General features: G+C 44.8%; 2 protein-coding genes. Both read left to right on the plus strand.

From position 1 onward, the window contains the following. The first annotated feature begins 1 nt into the window (after position 1). Positions 2–7768: a non-ribosomal peptide synthetase gene (locus EGM68_RS05195; RefSeq protein WP_129548766.1), complete on the plus strand. Its 7767-nt coding sequence runs from the start codon at positions 2–4 to the stop codon at positions 7766–7768. Between the two features lie 10 nt (positions 7769–7778). Beyond that, positions 7779–20321: a non-ribosomal peptide synthetase gene (locus EGM68_RS05200; protein ID WP_129548767.1), complete on the plus strand. Its 12543-nt coding sequence runs from the start codon at positions 7779–7781 to the stop codon at positions 20319–20321. The last annotated feature ends 16 nt before the right edge of the window (positions 20322–20337 follow it).

Genomic DNA, 20337 nt, shown 5'->3' on the forward strand with positions numbered 1-20337 from the left:
TATGAGAAACGCACTCATTCAAAACATTTATCCATTGACACCCATGCAGGAGGGGCTTCTATATCACTCCATTTTAGACGAGCACTCAGAAGCATATTTTGATCAAACGGTCATTACCTTAAATGAACGGTTGAATGCAGAGACGCTGAATGAAAGCTTCCAAACCCTAATTGACCGTTATGATGTGTTACGGACTGTGTTTGTTTATAAAGAAACAGACCAACCGTTACAAGTCGTGCTAGCTAATAAAGAGGCAACGATTGATTATAGAGACATTACGGAATTAAGTGAAGCAGAACAACGTTTATATGTTGATAATTTTACGATTAATGATCGAAAAATGCGTTTTGATCTGGAAAAGGATATCCTTATTCGGATAAGTGTTCTTGCATTAAGTGATACAAGCTGCAAAATGGTTCTAAGCTTTCATCACATCATTATGGATGGCTGGTGTATTGGTACAATTGCGAAGGATCTGTTCCAAATTTACAGGGCTTATTCCCTCGGGAAGAAGCCAGAATTGGACGCAGTATTTCCATATAGCCGGTATATCAGTTGGTTAGGGCAGCAAAATAAGAAGACAGCTCTTGCTTATTGGGAACAACAATTATCAGGTGTGGAAGAGCAAAGTGGCTTACCTCTTAGCAGCAAGTCAACTGAGGATGGAAGCTACAAGCTGAACAACCATATTTTCACCTTGGACGGGCAGTTAACCCGTGGTTTGGAAATGATAGCACAACAAAATCAGGTAACCTTAAGTTCTGTATTTCATGGGATATGGGGTCTGTTGCTGCAAAGATACAATAACACCAAAGATGTGGTATTTGGTTCCGTTGTTTCCGGCCGTCCAGCTGAGCTGGAAGGGTCGGAGAAAATGGTTGGCTTATTTATTAATACGATTCCTGTACGTATTTGTCATAAAGAAGCACAAACATTTTCCCAGATAATCAAGCAATTTCAGCAGAATATGATGGAATCGGGGAAGTACCATTTTCTATCCTTGGCTGATATTCAGATGCTAACCCCACTGGGCAAGAGCTTAATCCACCATATCATAGCATTCGAGAACTACCCAATTACTGAAGAGCTTGCTGGTGGTGAAGGAGAACAGCTTGTTTCAATTGTGGAAACCGAGGGCTTTGAGCAAACGAATTATGATTTTAATATTGGAGTCATTCCTGGTAAAGAATTGAAAGTTAAGTTTGGCTATAACAGTATTGCTTATCAAGCTTCAGATATTGAAAGAATTGAACTGCACCTAAAACAAATAGCTGAACAGGTAGTTTCTAATCCGCATATGAATGTGGATGATATTGATTTGCTTTCTGGCGAGGAAAAATACAGAATCCTGCGAGATTTTAATGATACAGATGCCTTATATCCTCAAAGTCAAACGATTCAACAGCTATTCGAAGAGCAGGTGGCACTGACGCCGAATCGTTTGGCAGCAGCATTCGCTGATGGGCGGTTAACTTATCTGGAATTGAACGAACGGGCTAATCGATTGGCTCGCGTCTTGAGGATGAAAGGGGTGCAAACTGGCCAGATTGTTGGGATTGCAGCCTATCGCTCACCGGAGATGCTAGTCGGGATCATGGCTATTCTTAAGGCAGGGGGGGCTTACTTGCCAATCAATCCAGAGGATCCTCTGGAACGAATTCAATATATAGCGGGTAACAGCGGAGCTTCCATCCTGCTGGTGCAACAGGAAATCCAAACTACATTGAAGGATATTTCAGCGAATATCAGCGTGCTTGCGATCGGAGCAGACTGGCCAACTGAAAAAACTAATCTTGAACCTTACAGTGGGCCGGAAGATTTAGCTTACGTAATTTATACATCCGGTTCTACAGGTAAGCCTAAAGGAGTTATGATTCGTCACACCTCTATAGTGAATCGACTTCATTGGATGCAAAAAAAGTATCCGATTGGTGTGGACGATATCATTTTACAGAAAACGCCTTACACCTTTGATGTTTCTGTATGGGAACTATTTTGGTGGGCTATAGCCGGAGCTTCAGTCTACTTTCTTCCGCCTGATGGGGAGAAGGATCCCAAGCTACTGGTGGACACGGTGGCAGAACAGAAAATTACAACCCTTCATTTTGTGCCTTCCATGTTGTCTGTTTTTTTGGAGTATGTTGAGCAGCACCAAGCAGAGGGGAAACTCAGCAGTATTAAACGAGTTTTCGCTAGCGGGGAGGCACTAACAGTAAAGCAAGCCAGACGGTTTAATACTTTGCTTCGAAAGCCGAATGGCACAACTCTGCATAATTTATACGGACCAACGGAGGCAACAGTGGATGCAACATGGTTTGATTGCCCGGATGGAGATGATTTGCAGAGTATTCCAATTGGTAAGCCTATTGACAATACCCGGTTGTACATTTTGGATCAGGAGGGGAGATTGCTTCCTGTTGGTATTCCGGGCGAACTTTATATTGCTGGTACAGGAGTAGCCCTAGGCTACATTAATCAACCCGATCTAACGGACGAAAGATTCACGGATAGTCCCTTCGTTTTCGGAGAGCGTATGTATAAGACAGGGGACTTGGCGAAGTGGCTCCCCGACGGCAATGTGGAGTATCTCGGAAGAACAGACCACCAGGTGAAAATCCGTGGATATCGTATTGAGACTGGAGAAATCGAGAAGGTCCTGCTCTCTCATCATGACATCAGAGAAGCCGTTGTTCTATCTAGAAAAGACCAAGAGGACGAAACGTATTTATGCGCTTATATTGTTTCGGACCATGAACTCTTAACACAGGAAATACGATCCTATTTGAAAGCGTCTCTGCCCTTGTATATGGTACCTGCTCATCTGATACAGATGGCTACGATACCTCTTACGCCTAATGGAAAGGTGAACCGAGGAGCGCTTCCTGAGCCCCGTCATGTGATTCGGGAGCAGGGGTTTGTAGCTCCTCGAACAGATACAGAAACTCGTCTAGTACGTTTGTGGGAGGATATTCTGCATGTGAGCCCCATAGGTGTACACAGCCATTTTTTTGAACTGGGTGGACATTCGCTGAAGGCTACAATACTGATTGGGAAAATTATTCGAGAATTCCAGGTCGAGTTGCCTATGCGTGAAATATTTGAGTACCCAACTGTGGAAAGCATGAGCAAACTCATTGAACGTACCATCGGGAGAGGGGCAGGTACATTTACCGAAATTGCTCTACTTTCTGATCAAACCTATTATCCAGTTTCCTCCTCGCAAAGACGTCAGATGATATTGCATCAACTTGAAGGAGCGGAACTGGTTTACAATATGCCTTCTGTCATGCTCGTTCAAGGACATCTGGATCAGGAACGGTTGAAAATGGCTTTCAACACTCTGATTCACAGGCATGAAGCATTGCGCACTTCTTTCTCATGGATCAACGGAGAGCCGGTTCAAAGCGTACATGACGAAGTAGAATTTGAGTTGAAAATTCATAGTCTGACCAGCAAAGAGGATTCAGAGGAACAGCATATAGAAACGGTGCTAAGTGAATTCGTCCAACCGTTTGACCTGAGCCGTGCCCCTTTATTAAGAGGCGAGCTGATCCCGTTGACAGAGAACAAAAATATGCTGCTGGTTGATTTACACCATATTATTTCGGACGGCGTTTCTATGTCTATTATTATGGATGAATTTGTAAAAGCATATGATGGACAGGCGCTTCCGCCTCTATCCGTTCAGTACAAAGATTATGCTAACTGGCATAATGAGCAAATAAATCATGGATTTATTAAAGAGCAGGAATCCTACTGGCTGGATCTCTTTAAACATGATCCGCCTGTACTGGAGCTACCAACGGATTTCCCAAGACCGTCTATTCAAAGCTATGAAGGTAACACGGTATCCCGAATCCTGGGCGATGATATAACAGAGCCGCTTCACAAACTTGCAGCTGAAACTCAAAGTACATTGTTCATGATTTTACTGGCTGTATATAACGTTGTTTTGTCCAAGCATGCACGACAAGATGACATTGTCATCGGTACACCGGTTGCTGGGAGAAGACATCCAGATACAGAAAAGATCGTCGGCATGTTTGTTAATACGTTGGCACTACGTACTAGCCCTTCAGCGGAGAAGAGTCTTTCAGCTTTTCTGGACGAAGTTAAGGAAACGGTTTTATCTGCTTTTGAGCATCAGGAATATCCCTTTGAGCAATTGGTCGAAAAGCTTGCGCTGCGGAGAGATGTGAGCCGAAGCCCGATCTTCGACACCATGTTTGTCATGCAAAATACAAAAGGACAGCCGCTACAATCTAGTGGGTTGGAATTCAAACCGTTTCCGTTCAATCCAGGTGTTTCCCGATTTGATTTAACCTTGAGTGCGGAAGAAACAGGTAGCTACCTTCATTTAAATTTGGAGTATAACAGTGCTTTGTTCCAAAAGGACACTGTCGAACGCTTCTTGGATCATATGGTGGTGGTGCTAAGGTCGTTTGTAGCTAATAGCACACAAACCATAGGTGATACCGATTTGTTAACTGTGGTAGAAAAAGAATTGATTTTGAAGAAATTCAACGGGACGGCTGCGCCTTATCCAAGGGAGAAGACGATTCATCAATTGTTTGAGGAGCAGGTGGAGCGAACACCGGAACATCCGGCAGCCCTATACAAAGATCGGCAATTGACGTACCGGGAGCTGAATGCCCAAGCGAATCGGGTGGCTCACGTCCTACGGAAGAAAGGGATCGGGCCCGACCAAATGGTGGGCATCGCAGTTCATCGATCGCTGGAGATGATCGTCGGCCTGCTGGGGATTTTGAAGGCAGGCGGGGCGTATCTGCCGCTACATCCAGAGGACCCGGAAGAACGGCTGGGATTCATGCTGGAGGATAGCGAGGCATCTATCCTGCTGACCCAGCGGGATCAGTTGGACCGCCTTCGTCCGCACGGAGCCAATCGCGAGCTGATCGCTATCGAAGATCTGCTGATGGAGGGGATGGAGCTTACAGGAGAAGAATGCGAGAAGAACCCGGAATCTGTTAACCGCTCAACCGATTTGGTGTACGTGATCTATACGTCAGGCTCCACCGGCAAGCCGAAGGGTGTCATGATTGAGCACGCATCGCTGATCAACCGTCTGCACTGGATGGAAAAACGAATTCCGTTTGGAGCAGAGGATGTGATCCTGCAAAAAACGCCATACACCTTTGACGTATCGTTGTGGGAGCTGTTCTCATGGGCGATTCAGGGATCGACAGTATGCTTTTTGGAGCCGGGAGGCGAGAAAGACCCGGCAACGATAGCTGAAACGGTGGAAGCCAACGGGGTAACAGCGATCCATTTTGTGCCATCCATGCTGGGAGCATTCCTGGAGTATATCGAGCATAGCGGAGCCGCCGGAAAAATGCGTAGTGTCCGGCGAGTATTTGCCAGCGGGGAAGCGCTGATGACAGAACATGTCCGCCGGTTTAACCGTTTGCTGGGAGCCGAAGGAGCCACGCTACACAACCTGTATGGACCGACAGAGGCAACGGTAGAGGTGGCGTATTACGACTGTCCTGCCGAGAAGGAACCAGAGAGCATTCCGATCGGGAAGCCGATTGATAACGTAAAATTGTATATTTTGGACCATAAAGACCGATTGCAGCCGATAGGTGTACCGGGCGAGCTGCACATTGGAGGGGACTGCGTAGCCCGGGGATATGTGAATCGGAAAGAACTGACGGAGGAGAAGTTCGTAGCGGACCCCTATGCGGCGGGGGGACGGATGTACCGAACGGGAGACTTGGCGAGATGGCTGCCGGATGGAAACATTGAATATATGGGTCGGATCGACCATCAGGTGAAAATTCGGGGCTACCGGATCGAACTGGGTGAGATTGAAGCGGCAATACTGGCCTACGAAGGGGTACGGACGGCAGTAGTGCTTGCTCGTGATGACCGTTCTGGGGGAAGTTATTTATGCGCCTATGTTGAACATGCCCAGGAATTCAATGTACAAGCATTAAAGGCTCGTATTAAAGAAGTCCTTCCCGAGTATATGGTGCCTGCTTATATCGTATCTATGGAAGCTATGCCTTATCTATCGAGCGGCAAGATCGACAGAAAAGCATTGCCTGAGCCTGATCACAGTCTGTCGATTGAGGTAGATTATATTCCTCCATCCAATAAGGTTGAAACGTTGATGGCGGAAATCTGGCAAGAGGTTCTTGGCTATGCTCCTATCGGAACGAATCATAACTTTTTTGAATTGGGCGGGGATTCGATTAAAGCTATTCAAATTTCCACACGTCTAAGCAAGCACGGATATCGCATGGAAATTAAGGACCTTTTCCGTCATCAAACGATAGGTAGCCTGACTCCAGATCTAAGAGCAGTCAGTGTTCAAGCCGAGCAAGGGATTATTGAAGGAGAGGCTGAGCTATCCCCTATCCAACGATGGTTTTTTGAGCAACAGTTCACGGAATCCAACTATTGGAACCAGGCCGTTATGTTGTATAGCCAAAATGGGTGGGAGGAAGAACTGGTCGATCAGGTGTTGTGTAAGCTGACTGAGCATCATGATGCCTTACGAATGACATATACAGCGAATCAGGACAAAATTATTCCCATCATTCATGGTACGAATCGAAAGGCATATGCTCTTACTGCTCTGGATGTAAGCCATGAGTCATCCATTGAAGAAGCAATCCAGACCCTCAGCGAAGCGATTCAGCGGCGCATGAATTTAGAAAACGGTCCGCTTGTGCAAGCGGGGTTGTTTCACACCGCTCAAGGTGATCACTTACTACTCGCGATTCATCATTTGGTGGTAGATGGAGTTTCTTGGAGAATTCTATTGGAAGATTTGGAGCAGGGGTATATGCAGGCACTTAATAATGAAGAAATCCTCTTTCAGGCGAAGACCCATTCATGGAAGGATTGGACCCATCGCCTTGGTGATGATGCAAAGGGTGGGCGTCCAGCTCGTTACAAACGTTATTGGGAGAATGTAATCCGTCATGCCAGTAAACCGCTTCATAAAGACTATCCGGCCGCTGACAGAAGAGGGAAAGACCTGGAAATCTGCAACGTAAGGCTTTCCAAGCAACAAACAGATCGTCTACAGAAGGATGTACACAAGGCTTATAGTACGAATGTAAACGATCTACTGTTGACAGCCTTTGGGCTGGCATTGAGAGACTGGACTGATAATGACGAATTTACCATTTTGTTGGAAGGGCACGGACGGGAACAGATTTTTGATGATATAGATATAACCAGAACGGTCGGCTGGTTTACTACGATGTATCCTATTCATCTGGATATGAAGCATAATACCGATTTAGCTTACCAAATTAAGCTGACCAAGGAAACGTTGCGACGTGTTCCTAATAAGGGCATTGACTTCGGAATTCTGGAATATATGACCCTACACGATTTGAAAAGTACTAATCAGGGAAATTTTGCACCTGAAATCCGTTTTAATTATCACGGCCAGATTGATTCAGGCTCCGTTGCGCCTTTATTTGTCGAATCAAAGTATTCTCCGGGCCGGACGGTAAGTCAGGAGACCGAGACACCATTTGTGCTTGATATTAATGGCAGTATCGAACAGGGGATATTAACCCTCGGGATTGAGTATAGCAGTCGTGAATATGCTGAATCGAGTATTCAAAAATTGGGAAATTTCTTGCAAAGTCGTTTGCTAGAAATTATTGAGCATTGCTCTGAAAAGAAGGAGAAGGAATGGACTCCCGCAGATGTGAGCGATGAGAATCTTTCAATTAACGATTTGGATGAGATTATGGCCTACTATAAAAATAATACATCTTCCTAGGCGGTGGCTTATGAGTAAAGATCTGCAAATTCAAAGTATATTCCGATTAACTCCGATGCAACAAGGAATCTTGTTCCATAGCCTGCTAGATCAAACTTCGTACGCCTATTTTGAACAAGTGAGTCTTACCCTGAACGGCTTACTCGAGGTAGAGCTTCTGGACCGAAGTCTTTCTGTTCTATTTGAGCGCCATGAGATATTGCGCAGCAATGTTTTTCACGTCAATATTGAAGAGCCTAAATTGATCGTATTCCGGCAGAAGCATCCATCCATTCACTTTGAAGACATTTCTTCACTAACGCAATCTGACCAGGTGGCCTATATAGAACAGTTTGTTCAACGTGATAAGGCCAACGGATTTGATATCACCCGGGATGAGTTATTCCGGGTCTCCATATTGCAGTGTGCGTCTGATGTATACAAGCTGATCGTTAGCTTCCATCACATCATTATGGATGGATGGTGCTTAGAAATCGTTCTGAAAGAATGGTTCCAGATCTACACATCATTGAAAAAAAATGAGCCAGTTCAGCTAGGTGAAGCTCCTTCTTATGAAAAATACCTCAAATGGCTGGACAAGCAGGATACAGATACAGCGCTTATGTTTTGGGAGCGATATTTGGATGGTTTTGAACAGCAAAGCATCTTGCCTACGAGTGGTAAAGGGAGCCACGTTGATTACGATCCACAGCAGCAAATCTTTAGCTTTGATTCGCAATTAACAGGTCAGTTGGAATCACTGGCCAAAGAACTCAAGGTTACTTTGAGTACATTGTTTCACTCCATCTGGGGTCTGCTATTGATGAAATACAACAACACCCGCGACGTGGTATTTGGCTCTGTCGTTTCCGGTCGTCCGTCAGATATTCCGGGAGCAGAAAATATGGTGGGCCTATTTATCAATACTATTCCAGTGCGTATATCAAGTGAAGAGGATCATCTTGCTTTTTCGGAATTCGTCCAGCATGTACAACATTCGGTTATGGAGGCGGGAGAGCACCATTATGTGCCTCTTGCTGATATTCAGGCGGGGAGTTTGTTGAAGAGTAATCTGATACACCATATTTTGGCTTTTGAAAACTTCCCGGGTATGGAGGAAGCCTCCGATCACGCGGACGAAAACAGTTTAGCGGTTTCGGAGATGGCTGGCTTTGAACAAACTAATTATTCCTTCAATCTTAACGTTGTCCCCGGTGAGAAACTGCGGATGAAATTCAGCTATAACGGTCTATTATACGAACCAGCATATATAGATCGATTAGGTCGACATGTTGAAGAAATCGCCCGCACTGTGGTTTCATCTGCTGATGTAGTTTTGAACGAAATAGATATTATTCTGCCAGAAGAAAAAGAATTGATTTTGAAGAAATTCAACGGGACGGCTGCGCCTTATCCAAGGGAGAAGACGATTCATCAATTGTTTGAGGAGCAGGTGGAGCGAACACCGGAACATCCGGCAGCCCTATACAAAGATCGGCAATTGACGTACCGGGAGCTGAATGCCCAAGCGAATCGGGTGGCTCACGTCCTGCGGAAGAAAGGGATCGGGCCCGACCAAATGGTGGGCATCGCAGTTCATCGATCGCTGGAGATGATCGTCGGCCTGCTGGGGATTTTGAAGGCAGGCGGGGCGTATTTGCCGCTACATCCAGAGGACCCGGAAGAACGGCTGGGATTCATGCTGGAGGATAGCGAGGCATCTATCCTGCTGACCCAGCGGGATCAGTTGGACCGCCTTCATCCGCACGGAGCCAATCGCGAGCTGATCGCTATAGAAGATCTGCTGATGGAGGGGATGGAGCTTACAGGAGAAGAGTGCGAGAAGAACCCGAAACCCGTTAACCGCTCAACCGATTTGGTGTACGTGATTTATACGTCAGGCTCCACCGGCAAGCCGAAGGGGGTCATGATTGAGCACGCATCGCTGATCAACCGTCTGCACTGGATGGAAAAACGAATTCCGTTTGGAGCGGAGGATGTGATCCTGCAAAAAACGCCATACACCTTTGACGTATCGTTGTGGGAGCTGTTTTCGTGGGCGATTCAGGGAGCGACGGTATGCTTTCTGGAGCCGGGAGGCGAGAAAGACCCGGCAACGATAGCCGAAACGGTGGAGGCCAACGGGGTAACAGCGATCCATTTTGTACCATCCATGCTGGGAGCATTCCTGGAGTACATCGAGCACAGCGGAGCCGCTAGGAAAATGCGCAGTGTCCGGCGTGTATTTGCCAGCGGGGAAGCGCTGATGACAGAACATGTCCGCCGGTTTAACCGTTTGCTGGGAGCCGAAGGAGCCACGCTACACAACCTGTATGGACCGACAGAGGCAACGGTAGAGGTGGCGTATTACGACTGTCCTGCCGAGCAGGAACCAGAGAGCATTCCGATCGGGAAGCCGATTGATAATGTGAAATTGTATATTTTGGACCGTAAAGACCGATTGCAGCCGATAGGTGTACCGGGCGAGCTGCACATTGGAGGGGACTGCGTAGCCCGGGGATATGTGAATCGGAAAGAACTGACGGAGGAGAAATTCGTAGCGGACCCTTATGCAGCAGGGGGACGGATGTACCGGACGGGAGACTTGGCGAGATGGCTGCCGGATGGAAACATTGAATATATGGGTCGGATCGACCATCAGGTGAAAATTCGGGGCTACCGGATCGAACTGGGTGAGATTGAAGCGGCCTTACTCGCGTACGAAGGTGTCAAGGCGGCTACAGTACTTGCCCTTGATGATCGAGATGGGGGCAAATATTTATGCGCATATGTTGAAAGCGGAGAGGGTTTGAACACATCTATTTTAAGGGCACACTTGAAGGCGCTCATACCGGATTACATGGTGCCGAGTCATTTCGTTCGGCTAGATGTTATGCCGCACCTGTCCAGTGGCAAGGTTAACCGTAAAGCGCTACCCGAACCAGATCATGGGATGCGAGCCACCAGCTATGTTGCACCAAGAAACGAAACGGAAAGAAAACTAGCCGAGATTTGGGAGAAGTTGCTGGACATATCCTCCATCGGTATACATGACAACTTTTTTGAACTGGGTGGACATTCACTAACGGCGACTCGACTTATGTCTCGAATCAATAAGTTGCTGCAAGTTGAAATTCCACTCCGTGATATTTTTGCACATCCGACCATCGAAGAAATGAGTGTTTTGATCTGCGGACCAGAGGTTGCAGCTGGGACGATGATGGATATTGCTCCTGCCGAGCTACGCGATTCTTATCCAGTGACATCCGTTCAAAAGAGACAAATGATTTTACATCAGTTTGAAGGAGCAGAAACAGCATACAATATGCCCTTTGCCTTACTGATGGAGGGAGAACTGGACATCCAGCGGCTGGAGCGAGTGTTCAGGGATCTAATAGATAGGCATGAGGCATTGCGGACATCATTTGAGTGGGGCACAGAGGAGCCAGTACAAAAAATTCATAGTGAGGTTCCATTTCAACTAAGTTTCCAACAGGCTGATGATATCGAAATAGAAGCACAGGACAAACAGATTCAAGCGATATTCAAATCGTTCGTAAGACCGTTTAACTTAGGTCAGGCTCCATTATTGCGGGCGAAGCTGGTGCGTATTTCGGACAATAGGCATATTTTGATGGTAGATATGCACCATATTGTTGCAGATGGCGTTTCCATGAGCGTTTTGGCTAATGATTTCACGACATTGTATCACGGGAACTCGCTGCCACCATTGCGTATTCAATATAAAGACTACGCCGTTTGGAACAGTGAGTGGATCAAAGAAGGACACTTGATGAAGCAGGAACAGTACTGGTTAGACTTGTTTTCGGATGAGCTTCCTGTCCTTAATCTACCAACTGATTTCACGAGGCCTCAAGTACAAAGCTTTGAAGGTGACCGGTATTCTTTTCAAGCTGACAAGACACTTCGTGAAAGTCTACAGCAATTTGTTGCAGAAAATCGGACCACTTTATTTATGGTACTGCTATCGGCTTACAACGTGTTGCTGCATAAGTATTCAGGCCAGGAAGATATCGTGGTAGGGTCTCCAATAGCAGGTCGTAATCATACAGATTTAGAAAATATTATGGGGATGTTCGTTAACACACTAGTGCTGCGCAACCGTCCAGCTGCTGACAAAACGCTCAAGCAATTTTTACTGGAGGTGCAAAGAAGCAGCCTGGAAGCTTTCGAACATCAGGATTATCCAATAGAAGATCTTGTAGATAAGCTCGAACTTCACAGGGATTTAAGCCGAAATCCTCTGTTTGATACGATGTTCTCTCTAGAAAATACCGATTCGGTAAGCCTGCAAGCTGACGGGATATCCATATCACCGTATTCTGTTGAAGCTGGCATAGCCAAAGTTGATTTAACGTTAACAGCAGAAGCGGATCAAGAGGGACTCTTTTTTCGAATTGATTATTGTAACAAGCTGTTTCACAAAGAAAGTATTGAGAGAATGTCGAAGCATTATTTGCAGATTTTGCAGACTATTGTGGACTCTGCGGATCTCCGGATTAGCGACGTAAACATGGTAACTGCATCCGAAGAAGAGATCCTGTTAACGAAATTTAATACGGTACCCGCTTCTAACGAGAAAGAGAACCGAAAATTGCTGCATCAGCTCTTTGAAGAGCAGGTAGCGAAGACGCCGGAGCGTGTCGCAGTATCGTTCGAGGAACAACAATGGACTTACAGCGAGTTAAACGATAAAGCGAATCAGCTTGCCAGAGTGCTTAGAGAAAAAGGAGTACAGGCCAATACGCTTGTTGGCATTATGGTAGAGCGATCTTTTGAAATGATAGTCGGAATCCTAGGGATTTTAAAGGCTGGGGGTGCATATGTTCCTCTGGCACCAGATTATCCTGCGGAGCGAATTAGTCTGATGCTATACGATTGCAAGATAACACTATTATTGGCTTCCCATCATGTTCTGACTGAATCAACTTTCATAAAAGAGGCAGGAGCAGATGGATTTGCAGGGGAAATCCTTGATTTGGATCAGCTCGATATGATCGTTAAGGATTCAGATTCTAGTAACTTACCTTATGTGAATGAACCGGATGATTTGGCATATGTGCTATATACCTCTGGCTCAACAGGTAAACCAAAAGGGAATCTGACCATGCATTATAACGTGGGAAGATTGATTAAAAACTCCAATTATATCGATCTTACAGAACAGGATATTCTCTTGCAGTTATCTAACTATGCCTTTGATGGGTCAGTCTTCGATATATTCGGCGCTCTGGTCAATGGTTCTAAGCTGGTTCTCTTACGTAAAGAGAATATGCTGAATCCAGAAAAACTGTCTTTCTTAATTCGAAATGAAAATGTCTCGGTATTTTTTATTACTACCGCCTTGTTTAACACGTTGATAGAAACCAATATTGAATGTTTTACTACAATTCGCAAAGTACTTTTTGGTGGAGAGCGGGTTTCACTTCCGCATGTGAGTAAGTTGTTTGAACATATCGGACCCCATAAAATGCTGCATATGTACGGTCCTACCGAAAGCACGGTCTTTGCTACCTGTTATGGTGTAGATCAGATTCATGAACGGAAAGGTACAATTCCGATTGGAGCCCCGATTACAGGTACTACTGTGTATATTCTGGATAAAAATCTTAAATTGCAGCCTATTGGTATTCCGGGAGAGCTTTGTATAGCAGGCGATGCACTTTCCCGGGGCTATTTGAACCTACCTGATTTTACAAAAGAAAAGTTTATAGACAATCCATTTAATCCAGGCGAGAAAATGTACAAAACAGGTGACATTGCAAAATGGCTTCCAAATGGAAATATTGAATTTGTAGGCCGCCAAGATCATCTGGTGAAAATTAGGGGGTTCCGTATAGAGCTTGGAGAAATTGAAAATCAACTACTATCCCATGAACGCATTAAAGAGGCAATAGTTGTAGCTAAACCGGATCAATCCGGCCAAAATCGTATTTCTGCATATATGGTGACAGACGGGGAATTAAATACTTCAGCTATTCGCCGTTACTTGGCGAAGTATTTACCAGATTACATGTTGCCATCCAGCTTAATACTGCTAGACAGTTTGCCGCTGAACGCTAATGGCAAGGTGGATCAGAAGAAATTGCCAGAGCCTCATATCAACTTAGACTTAAGCACGCTGTATGAACCACCGACAAGCCCTACGGAAGAGAAGTTGATCAAAATTTGGGAAGGCGTACTGGGACAAGAGGGAATTGGAATTAGTCACAGTTTTTTTGACCTTGGAGGAGACTCTATTAAGGCCATTCAAGTTATCGCAAGGTTGAGTCAAGAGGGATTAAAGCTGGATATGAAGGACATATTTCGGCACCCTACTGTTCAGCAAGTAGCACCATATGTCCAACGTCGTTCCAGAATCATTGACCAGAAGGCGGTAACAGGTGAGGTACAGCTAACTCCAATCCAAAAATGGTTCTTCGAAAATGTACAGGATGATCGGAACCATTTTAATCAAGCGGTTATGTTGTTTACTAGTGGTGTATTTGATGAAGAAGCCCTAAAAACTGCTTTGGAGGATATTATTATTCACCATGATGCCCTACGAATGGTGTATGAGATCGGTCAGAGTTCTGTTAGCCAATACCATATGGAAACGCAGTTAAAGCCTCTTCATTTAAATATTTATAATCTACAAGGAAATAACGATGCTGAAAGCAAGATTGAGGAAGAGGCTAGTCGGCTACAGGCTACCATGGACTTAAGAGCAGGCGAGATTATCCGGGTTGGCTTGTTCCAAACAGATCAAGGTCAGCATTTGCTGATTGCTATTCACCATTTAGTTATTGATGGAGTCTCCTGGCGAATCTTATTAGAGGATTTGGAGAGCGCATATACCCAGGCATTACAAGGTGAGACTATCACTTTGCCGGATAAAACGGACTCTTTTCAGTATTGGTCTGACCGGCTTGCAGAGTATTCGAATAGTCGGGCTTTACTAAAGGAGAAGGCATATTGGCAGCAAATTGAAGGTGTTCAATGTGAGTCTCCATTTCCTCAGAAGAGAGCAGTTACTGAAGAGGGTGGAGTGAAAAAAGAAAGAACGAGTATAGCTGTCCGGTTGGACAAGCAAGATACACAGCTACTGCTTGGAACTGCTCATCAGGCCTATAATACCGAAATTAATGACTTATTGTTATCAGCACTTGGATTGGCTATTAAGCAATGGGCGGGTAGTAAAATCTTCGCTATTAATCTTGAAGGACATGGCAGGGAAGAGATTATGGAGGAGATTGATGTTACTCGAACCATAGGCTGGTTTACTTCGATGTTTCCTGTTGTGCTGGATATGAGGGATAGTGAAGATATTTCATCTGTTATTCGGCGAACTAAGGAAATGATTCGGCATATCCCTAATCGAGGGATTGGATACGGAGTTCTGAAGTATTTGACCGATGTGGAGCATATTCAAGATTTAGATTTTAACATACAGCCACAAATCAGTTTTAATTATCTGGGACAATTTATGGATGGTACGCAAGAGGGAAGCTTTGAATCGTCACCGTTATCTCCGGGACGTTCTGTTGGTGAAGGGGCAGAAAGCCATTTTACACTGGACATCAACAGTATTGTTTCCCAAGACCAACTGTTACTTGAATTTGGATATATTCGCGGCGAGCATGAAGACCATGCTATTGAACAATTATCCCTTATGTATATTGAGCATTTAAAAATGTTAATTAATCACTGTACAAGCATTTCACAGAAGGTTCTCACACCATCTGATTACCAAGACCATACTCTCTCTATTCCTGAATTAGATCAGATTCTCACACAGTTTGGTGGGACTGAACAGGTAGAGCATATCTACCCGTTAACACCTATGCAGCAGGGAATGCTGTTCCATTACATGATGGAGCCGGAAACTACAGCTTATGTGGAACAAGTCGCGATTGAAATGGAAGGTGAACTACAGCAGGAGCTTCTGGAACAGAGTTTTCAAGAATTGTTGGCAAAATATGAAGTATTGCGTACGAATTTTGTGTTTACCGGTATACATGAACCTCGGCAAATTGTGCGTAAACATCAACATACAGAGTTTCAGTTTTATGACCTTACCAGGATGAATGAGCAAGAAATTACCGTGTATCTTGAGGATTGCAAAAAACAAGATCTTCTGCATGGATTTGATTTATCCAATGAGGCACTAATACGTATAAATGTATTAAAAACAACTCCTGATAAGTTCCTTATGATGTGGACTTTCCATCATATGATTATGGATGGATGGTGCGTAGGAATTGTCTACCACGATTTTATGAGCATGTATCTAGAATTGAAAGATGGTAGACCGCTTAAGTCTGAAACAGCCCCTGCTTATTCAACTTATATTCGTTGGCTGGAAAAGCAGGACAAAGAGGAGTCCATGCAATATTGGAAACAGGCTTTGGATGGATATACGCAATGTGCAGTTATACCAAAGACGTCGAAATTGCAGGCTAAAGAAAGTGGTTACCAGACGAGTCAGCTGGAATTTTCGTTAGACCAAACACTGACACGACGATTAACAGAGATTGCATCTCATAATCGGATTACGGTCAACACATTGTTCCAATCCATATGGGGGGCATTGCTTCAAAGATATAACAATACCAACGATGTAGTATTTGGAGCAGTCGTTTCAGGGCGACCGCCAGTAATCCCGGACATTGAGAGCATGGTAGGTATTTTCATTAATACGATTCCCGTGCGAATTTATGGCGAGGAGAATGAAAGCTTCATTGAAATGGCCAAGAGAGCTCAACAAAGCTCCATTGAATCGGTTAAGTATGAGTACACATCGTTAGCAGACATTCAATCCATATCTACACTGAAACAAAGCCTGTTAGATCATATTATTGTGTTTGAAAATTACCCTGAGTATGGCGAAGAAGAGGCGCTGCAGAAGCACAATCTGAAAATTCACGTGCGAGATATGGCCTTTTATGAACAGACAAACTATGACTTTAATCTTATTGTTTCCCTAAAAGAAGAACTGAACATTAAGTTTCTGTACAACGCTGATACCTTAAGTAGAGAATTTGTGGAACGTATAAAAAATCATTTAAATGGCGTGGTCCGACAAATCGTGGATAATCCGGAGATGAGTATATCCTCAATTGAAGTAACTTCTTTACCAGAGAAAGAAGTGATTTTGAATGAATTTAACAATACGACGGCGATCTATCCGCGAGAGAAGACAATCCATCAATTGTTTGAGGAGCAGGTGGAGCGAACACCGGAACATCCGGCAGCCCTTTATAAAGGACGGCAACTAACGTATCAGGAGCTAAATGCCCAAGCGAATCGGTTGGCTCATGTGCTGCGGGAAAAAGGAGTAGGACCTGATCGTGTGGTGGGGATCGCGGTTCACCGGTCGTTGGAGATGATTATCGGACTACTAGGAATCTTGAAAGCAGGTGGAGCCTATCTGCCGCTGAATCCAGAGGACCCTGAAGAACGACTGGCGTTCATGCTGGAGGACAGTGGAGCATCCATTTTATTGACCCAGCAAGAGTTAGCGGAGCAGCTTCGTTGTCATGGAACAACCCGGGAACTGATCGCTATCGAAGATTTGCTGGTACAGGAAAAGGAGCAAACAGGAAGAGAAAAGAATCCGAAATCGATCAATCGCTCGACGGATTTGGTGTATGTGATTTACACCTCGGGATCTACGGGTAAGCCCAAAGGAGTCATGATTGAGCACGCCTCGCTGATCAATCGTCTGCACTGGATGCAAAAGCGGATTCCGTTTGGAGCGGAGGATGTGATCCTGCAAAAGACACCGTATACCTTTGATGTATCGTTGTGGGAATTATTCTCGTGGGCCATCCAAGGGGCAACGGTATGCTTTTTGGAGCCAGGAGGAGAGAAGGACCCGGCAACAATAGCTGAAACGGTTGAGGCTAACCGGGTAACGGCATTGCATTTTGTGCCGTCGATGCTGGGAGCGTTTCTGGAATACATGGAACACAGCGGAGCTGCGGGGAAAATGCACAGTGTAAGACGTGTATTTGCCAGCGGAGAAGCGCTGATGACAGAGCATGTTCGTCGGTTTAACCGCCTGATAGGAGGCGGCGGTGCCACGCTGCATAATCTGTATGGCCCAACGGAAGCGACCGTGGAGGTGGCGTATTATGACTGTCCTGCCGAGCATGAACCGGAGAGCATTCCGATCGGGAAGCCGATTGATAACGTAAAATTGTACGTTTTGGACAAGAAGGACCGTTTGCAACCGATAGGGATACCGGGGGAACTGCATATTGGGGGCGACTGTGTAGCACGAGGATATGTCAACCGGGAGGAATTGACGGAAGAGAAATTCGTAGAAGATCCATACGAGCCGGGAGGACGGATGTACCGAACAGGAGATCTGGCCAGATGGTTGCCGGATGGAAATATCGAATATATGGGCAGAATCGATCATCAGGTGAAAATCCGCGGGTATCGGATCGAACTGGGTGAGATTGAGGCGACTTTGCTTGCACATGATGGAGTTCGGGCAGCGGCAGTGCTTGCCCGTGCTGATGACCGAACGGGGACGCCTAGTTTGGGTGCATATCTTGTTGCCGAACCCCATGTGACAACGGCAATGTTGCGACAAAATCTATCTGTCTCAGTTCCAGAGTATATGATTCCAGCTTATTTTGTATTCTTGGATCAGATGCCGCTCACGTCGAGTGGTAAGATTAATCGTCGTATGCTATTAGAAATTGAGCTGGAGTTTGGTACCGGAACAGAATATGTAGAGCCCAGCAGCGAGCTGGAAAAGGAATTAGTCGAGATCTGGATGAGTGTACTCGGTGTTGAACATGTGGGTATCGACGACAATTTCTTTGAACTGGGAGGACATTCTTTAACGGCTATTCAGCTTGCATCTCGGTTACAGGGGATTTTGAGTAGTGAATTACGGTTGAGCAGTATCTATCAATACCCTACGGTTAGAGAGTTGGCACTACATGTGGAAAGAATGGAAGAGAACCATTCTGCACTTGCCCAACAATTTGATCAGATTATAGCGTTGCTGCATCAAAAGCTGAACGTTAAGGGATGGATACAACAAGAGCAATTCAATGGAAAATCTTATATTGTTCTGCATTTAGAAGAGGGAGCCATTTCTTTCGAAAAAGAGATTATGGAACTGTTGGACATGAATTGCGATGAATCGATCCAGCCTCATTACATCACTTGGCATGGAGAAGAAACCCTGAAACTAGAAAATGTCAATCTTGAAGACATTAAGAGCATATGGACAGAAAGAATTGACAATGATTTGGACATTTTCTCCAAAGCTATTCTAAGCCCAGGAGTGATCGAGAAACTGCCAGTTTCTCCAACACAACGCTACCATCTCCAACACAGTGATATTTCTGGCACGATTATTCCGCTAGAAAAACATATGAACATGGAGTATGTGGGAGAAGCGATTCTGCAGATTATTCGAGATCAAGATTTGATGAGAAGTACGCTGTGTGAAGAAAACGGAGAATTGCAATGGCAAGTAAGGGAAGCACCGGATCATCTTCCTGTACCACTGGTGGATATCTCTATGTATGACGAAGATACACAGCAAGTGATTCTGAATAATATCATCTGGCCTTATTTTTACAAAAAGCATGAATTGAGCAATTCACTTTTATATCGGATATTGATTGTGAAAAAGAATCTGAAAGACTACCTGCTTATATTACCTTTTTCGCACTCGATCTTTGACTTTATGAGCAGTGAGATTATTAAGCACCAGTTCAACACTTATTATGAATGTGTTCGAGTTGGAAAGGAAACGCCTGAAGGGAGCAAAAATCGTTACTCTGATTTTACAGCTCATATTATGGAAGGACCTCAGGGTGTTGACGATCTGGAACTAGTAACTACCTATAGTCTAGATAAGTTTGATCGTGCAATGGGTCGTATAACCAATTTTGTCGATCAAAAAGCAGTACTTGAAGGGCATACAACCGTTATGTGGGATTTAAAATCTTCCGAGAGAGCAGTTCCCTTGGACAACACTAGTCATTGGGAGATCGCATTCTTTACGTTTACTGCTTTTTGTAAAATGTATTTCGAGCTTAGTCAGGTACCCATTTGGGTAACGCAGTATGGCCGAAGCTTTGGAGAGAAGCGTTACTATGATGTTATTGGTGAATTTGTGGATCATATCCCGATACTAACAAATTTAGACCAAAACCTGGTATCTCTAGAACAGCAGGTTCGCCAAAGTGTTCAATGGGCAGCTGAACATAATATCAGCTTTGCTAATTTAATGTATAACCCGGATGTACAGAACGATTATCCTTTATCTGGAGGACACTTGCAGCAGGCTTTGGATAGAATGCCAATTGTATTTAATTTCCTTGGTGAGCTGAGAAGTGAGCATCAACTCCTACAAACGGTGGATATGGGTAATGTCAATGTTGAAGGAAGATCACGAATCTTATGCGAAGTTTGGCATGATAGCGAGTCTAATCTGTTTATGGCACTAACTCTACCTTTTTCAGAAGACGAAAGTATAGTACGGAATCATTTACAAAGTGCCTTGGAGCAATTGGAAAGACGCTGGGCAACCGTTCTGTAACTCTTGCCCTAACCGA

It is taken from the genome of Paenibacillus sp. M-152, assembly GCF_003856555.1.
GTDB lineage: Bacteria > Bacillota > Bacilli > Paenibacillales > Paenibacillaceae > Paenibacillus > Paenibacillus polymyxa_C.

Excerpts from the sequence above, each read along its gene's own strand:
- EGM68_RS05195 (WP_129548766.1), top strand. The coding sequence starts at position 2 with ATGAGAAACGCACTCATTCAAAACATTTATCCATTGACACCCATGCAG.
- EGM68_RS05200 (WP_129548767.1), top strand. The coding sequence starts at position 7,779 with ATGAGTAAAGATCTGCAAATTCAAAGTATATTCCGATTAACTCCGATG.